General features: G+C 69.7%; 5 protein-coding genes and 1 pseudogene. All 6 read right to left on the bottom strand.

Going from position 1 to position 5,021, the window contains the following annotated elements; genetic code table 11:
- Positions 1–217, bottom strand: a pseudogene (locus ACFQ36_RS20690) (3-carboxy-cis,cis-muconate cycloisomerase); the annotation flags it as partial.
- A 6-nt stretch (positions 218–223) separates the two neighbouring features.
- Entirely contained in the window at positions 224–793 is a 570-nt protein-coding gene (gene pcaG / locus ACFQ36_RS20685; protein ID WP_377017099.1) for a protocatechuate 3,4-dioxygenase subunit alpha, read from the bottom strand.
- Positions 793–1,620: a protocatechuate 3,4-dioxygenase subunit beta gene (gene pcaH, locus ACFQ36_RS20680; RefSeq protein ID WP_377017097.1), complete on the bottom strand. Its 828-nt coding sequence runs from the start codon at positions 1,618–1,620 to the stop codon at positions 793–795. The genes pcaG and pcaH overlap by 1 nt, the downstream gene beginning before the upstream one ends.
- 33 nt (positions 1,621–1,653) lie before the next feature.
- A complete protein-coding gene (locus tag ACFQ36_RS20675; RefSeq protein ID WP_377017095.1) occupies positions 1,654–2,844 on the bottom strand; it encodes a 4-hydroxybenzoate 3-monooxygenase in 1,191 nt (396 codons plus the stop codon).
- A gap of 102 nt (positions 2,845–2,946) precedes the next feature.
- The gene (locus ACFQ36_RS20670) at positions 2,947–3,693 is read right to left on the bottom strand and encodes an IclR family transcriptional regulator (protein WP_377017093.1); all 747 of its coding nucleotides are present in this window, start codon (positions 3,691–3,693) and stop codon (positions 2,947–2,949) included.
- Between the two features lie 12 nt (positions 3,694–3,705).
- Positions 3,706–5,021: phenylacetate--CoA ligase family protein (locus tag ACFQ36_RS20665; protein ID WP_377017091.1), on the bottom strand; the 1,316-nt coding region annotated here is incomplete at its 5' end.

Here is a 5,021-nt window from a genome sequence, read left to right as displayed (position 1 = left end):
GGGACGCGGCGTCGTACCGCTCCGCCTGGGCGGCAGCTGCGACCGCGGCGGGCACGCCGGCCGCGACGTAGCCGGCGTCCGCGAGCACGCGGACCCACGCCAGTTCGACGTCGAGCATGGCCTGGATGAACTGTGAGTCGCTGGTTAAACGGGACGCTGCTGTCCCGGCCGTGGCCGGGGACAGCAGCCCGAAGTCAGCGCTATCCGCTGTAGTCATGTGTGGTTAGGCTCCCGGAAAGCTCAGGAAGACCGTCTCGTCCGCGCCCTGCAGCCGGATGTCGAAGCGCAGGTCCCCGTTCGGTTCGCGCTCGGCGATCAGGGTCCGGCGCCGGTCCTCGGGCAGCGAGGACAGCAGCGGGTCGCTGGCCAGGGCCTCGGTGTCCTCCGGCAGGTAGATCCGGGTGAACAGCCGGTTGAGCAGGCCGCGGGCGAAGACCACCAGCGCGATGAACGGCGCCTTGCCGTCCTCGGTCGCCCCGGGGTTCACCGTGGTGAAGGTGTAGTGGCCCACGTTGTCCACGGCCGCCCGGCCCCAGCCGGTGAAGGTGAAGTCGTCGCGGACCAGCGAGCCGTCGGCCTGGGAAATCCGGCCGTTCTCGTCCGCCTGCCAGATTTCGAGCATGGAGTCCGGGACCGGATCGCCGTTGCCGTCGCTGACCACCCCGTGCAGCCGGATCGCGCCCGGATGCGCGCGGTGGACCAGCTCGCTGCCCTTTTCGTAGGGCAGGGCATAGCCGTAGAACGGGCCGATGGTCTGGCCGGGGGTGGCCACAAGCTTGGTTGACTCAGTCATTACTCTGCATCCTCGTTTTCCATCCAGGTACGGTTGCTGCCGGAGAGCACGATGTCCCAGCGGTAGCCGGTGTTCCACTCATGGGTGGTGAGGCTGTGGTCGTAGGTGGCCACGAGCCGGTCCCGGGCCTTCTGGTCCGTGATGGACTGGTAGATCGGGTCCAGCGGGAACAGCGGGTCGCCCGGGAAGTACATCTGGGTGATCATGCGCTGGGTGAAGTCCGTGCCGAAGAGCGAGAAGTGGATGTGGGCCGGACGCCAGGCGTTGTGGTGGTTCTTCCACGGGTACGGGGCCGGCTTGATGGTGGTGAACTTGTACTCGCCGTTCGGGCCGGTGATGCAGCGGCCGACGCCGGTGAAGTTCGGGTCGATCGGGGCCGGGTGCTGGTCCCGCTTGTGCACGTAGCGGCCGGCGGCGTTGGCCTGCCAGATTTCCACCAGCTGGTTGCGGACCGGGCGGCCGTCGCCGTCCAGGACCCTGCCCTGGACCACGATGCGCTCGCCGAGGGGTTCGCCGTTGTGCTGGATGGTCAGGTCGGATTCGAGGATGTGCACGTCGCGGTGGCCGAACGCCGGGCTCCACAGCTCGATGGTTTCCGGGTCCGTGTGGTGCAGGTCCTTGGTGGGATGGCGCAGCAGCGAGCTGCGGTAGGGGGCGAAGTCGATGCGCGGCTGCGTCTCCTCCCGGTTCCCCGCCTCCAGGCCCTTGCGGTAGGCGGCGTGGATGTCGCTGATTTCCTGGTTGATGGTCTCCTGAGAGTCCGCCGTCGCGGCGGGGTCCAGCACGTGGCTGTTCTCAAAAGATTCTTCCGGAGCTTCGGGGCCCATCGGGATCTCCTTCCGTGTACTTAGCTGATGCGGTTACTTGTGGGGCCAGCCCGTGTAGGACTCGGCCAGGTACTGCTGGCCGTAGCGGGAGCCGGTGACGGTGGCCAGTTCCCCCAGGGCGCGCTTGCGTTCGAACGGGGAGGCGTCGTTGCGGGTGTGCAGCATGCTGGTCATCCAGTAGGAGAAGTTCTGCGCCTTCCAGACCCGCTGCAGCGCGAGGTCGGAGTAGCCCTCGAGCAGCGCATCGCTGCCGGTGGAGTAGAAGGAGTCGATGGCCTCGAAGAGCACCTTGACGTCGGCGAAGGCCAGGTTCAGGCCCTTGGCGCCGGTCGGCGGCACGGTGTGTCCGGCGTCCCCGGCCAGGAACATGCGGCCGTGGCTGAGCGGCTCGCGCACGAAGGAGCGGAAGCCGAGCACCGTCTTGTCGAAGATCGGGCCGCGCTTGAGCTGGAAGCCGTCCGGGCCGTCCACCCGCTTCTGCAGCTCGTCCCAGATCCGGTCCTCGCTCCAGTTGTCCACGTTCTCGCCCGGGTCGCACTGGAAGTACATGCGCTGGACGGTTTCGCTGCGCTGGGAGATCAGCGCGAAGCCGTGCGGGGAGTTGGCGTAGATCAGCTCCGGGGCGCTCTTGGGGGCTTCGGTGAGGATGCCGAACCAGGCGAAGGGGTACTCGATCTTGTAGTCCTGCTCGCCCTTGACGGCGTGGCGGCAGAAGCTGCGCGAACCGTCGGCGCCAACCAGGATGTCGCAGTGCACCTCGAACTGTGCGCCGGCCTTGTCCGCGAAGCGGAACTTCGGCGTGGTGGTCTCCAGGTCCAGCACTTCCGTGACGGCGCACTCGTAGCGCACGTCGCCGCCGTCGCGCCGGCGGGCCGCGGCCAGGTCCACGAACACCTCGTTCTGTGCATACAGGGTGACCGTCGCCCCGACCAGGTCCTTGAAGTCCAGCGGGTGGGATTCGCCGTTGAAGCGCAGGTCGATGCCGGCGTGTTCGTCGCCCTCGGTGAGCACGCGGCCGTCGACGCCGGTGTCGGTGAGCATCTTGACCGAGCCGGCCTCGAGGATGCCGGCGCGGTGGGTGTGGCGGATGGTCTCGTGGTCCCGGGATTCGACGACGATGTTCTCGATGCCGGCCTTGGCCAGCAGGTGGGACAGCATCAGGCCGGCGGGCCCGCCGCCGACGATGCCGACCTGGGTCCTGAGGATTTGCGCGTTTGCGCCCATGGGGGAGGCTCCTTCGCTGCTGCGGAATGTAGGCTGCATTTCGATTCAGTGTGACTGCCGGTACACCGGGGCCGCACCGCCGTTCTCATTGAATGAAAATTGCTACGCCGGCCCCTCCCCGATGGTGCGGGCGATGCCGCGCGCGGCCGTCATCAGGGCCGGGACGACCGACTGGAAATTCTCGAAACCCAGCGGCACGACGACGCCGAGCGCCGCCTGGGCATGGCCCAGCCGGTCCAGCACCGGCACTGCGATGCCGGTGGTGTCCGCATCCACCCTGCCGTCGAACGCCGCATAGCCGCGCAGCCGGATCTGCGCCAGATGCCGGCGAAAGTCGAAGGACACCGCGTCCGCGGCGTCCGGGTGCCGGTTCAGGTAGGACTCCTGGACGTGGTTGGGCGAATGGGCCAGCAGCACCATGCCCAGCGAGGTGCGGTGCACCGGCATGCGGCCGGCGATCTGGGCCTGGTTGACCACCGAGCCGCGGCTGGACAGCCGTTCGATCACCAGGACCTCGTCATCGCGCAGGATCGCCAGCTGGGTGTGCTGGCGGACCACCGAGTGGACGTCGTCCATGAACGGCAGGGCCGCCTGGCGCAGGTCGACGGCCGGCGACGAGCGGTTGGCCAGCTCCCACAGGCGCAGTCCCGGCCGCACCTGGCCGTTGGCATCCCGGCTCAGCAGCCCGTGGCGGACCAGGTCCGCGGCGAGGCGGTAGGCGGTGGCCAGCGGGACGTCCGCCCGGCGGGCCAGGGTGGAGATGCTCATCGAGCCCTTCGTCTCGTCGAAGGCGCCCAGGACCCGGACCAGCCGATCCAGCATGGAGTCACCGGATGGTGAATTGGCCATTTACCTAGGTTCTCACACCGGTGCGCGGAAGACGTGCCGGAGCTTGCCGCTGCGCGGCTGCAGCTGCGGCCCCTCGGACGCCCGGTGTACCGCGGCGGCGGGCAGGCCCTGGGCCCGCAGGAAATCCCGCAGGTGCGTGCGGACCCCGGCCCAGACCCGGTCCGCGGCCCAGCCGGGCAGCGGCTCCAGCCGGACGGACAGCGCGGCGGGACCTGTCTGCACCAGCTGGAACCTGCCCACCCCCGGGGTTTCCTCGACCACGGTTGCCAGCGCCATGGGCAGCAGGGGGACCTCTCCCTGCGGGCCGGCCAGGCGCAGGATCTCGTCGGTGCGGCCCTCGACCCGCAGCGTCGGCAGCGGGCTGCCGCAGCGGCAGCGACGCGGATCGAGCGCGACGGCGTCGGCGAGCTCGTAGCGGATCAGCGGCTGGACGAAATTGGCCAGGTTGGTCAGCAGCAGCGAGCATGACAGCTCCCCCGGCGGAACCGGCCTGCCGGCCGCATCGACCGGTTCCAGGATGAACCAGTCGCTGTTTACGTGCTGGCTGCCGTACCGGCAGGGAAGGGTCAGCGGGCTGGCTTCCGAGGCGCCGTAGAGCTCGAGGACCGGGCAGCCGAACGCAGCCTCGATCTTCCCGCGGGCCGCCGGCAGCAGCTGTTCGCCGCCGGCGACCATGATGGCCGGTGCGATCCGCAGGCGCCCGGCGGCCTGTTCGCCGGCCAGCATTTCCAGTCCGCTCGGGTAGGAGGCCACGGCCGCCGGGTGGTAGCGGTTCAGCTGCCGGACCAGCTGCGGCAGCGGCTCCTGTACCGGGAGGAACCGCGAAAACTGGCCCCGCAGCGGTGCCGCCCGCAGCCGCCGCTCATACAGGACGGTGCTGAGGAAGTGTCCGCCCGAGGCGAAGAGCAGCGCCGGCCGGAGGCTGCCGGCGAGCAGCCGGACGAGCAGCCGCGGACCGAGGCCGGGAAGCCGGCCCAGGACCAGGCCGGACATCACCGCCAGGGCGCGGCGGTCCTGCACCAGCAGGGCGGGCTCCCCGGTGGAGCCGGACGTGGTGACGACGACGTACCGGCCAAGGAAGTCCGTGCCGATGTTGCCCGGATCGCGGACGAAGTCCTGCACGGCCGCCCGCGTTACGGCCGGATCGGTGGTCCATTCGTCGAAGTGCGCCATCAGCTCCGGTTTGGCAACCGGCGGCAGCGAGGCGAGTCCGGCGCCGTCGTCCAGCCCGGCATAGAGCCGGCGGTAGAAGGCCGACCGGCTGCGCGCATGGGCCACCAGCGCCGCCAGCCGTTCCTCCCGGCGGGCGGCCAGGGCCGCGGCTTCCG

The organism is Arthrobacter sp. GCM10027362, from assembly GCF_042679445.1.
Classification (GTDB): domain Bacteria; phylum Actinomycetota; class Actinomycetes; order Actinomycetales; family Micrococcaceae; genus Crystallibacter.
This window is presented reverse-complemented; position numbering and strand designations above follow the sequence as displayed.

What these genes read in the sequence shown, in the direction of transcription:
- pcaG (WP_377017099.1), bottom strand. Translation starts at nt 793, where the DNA reads ATGACTGAGTCAACCAAGCTTGTGGCCACCCCCGGCCAGACCATCGGC.
- ACFQ36_RS20670 (WP_377017093.1), bottom strand. Translation starts at nt 3,693, where the DNA reads ATGGCCAATTCACCATCCGGTGACTCCATGCTGGATCGGCTGGTCCGG.
- ACFQ36_RS20675 (WP_377017095.1), bottom strand. Translation starts at nt 2,844, where the DNA reads ATGGGCGCAAACGCGCAAATCCTCAGGACCCAGGTCGGCATCGTCGGC.
- pcaH (WP_377017097.1), bottom strand. Translation starts at nt 1,620, where the DNA reads ATGGGCCCCGAAGCTCCGGAAGAATCTTTTGAGAACAGCCACGTGCTG.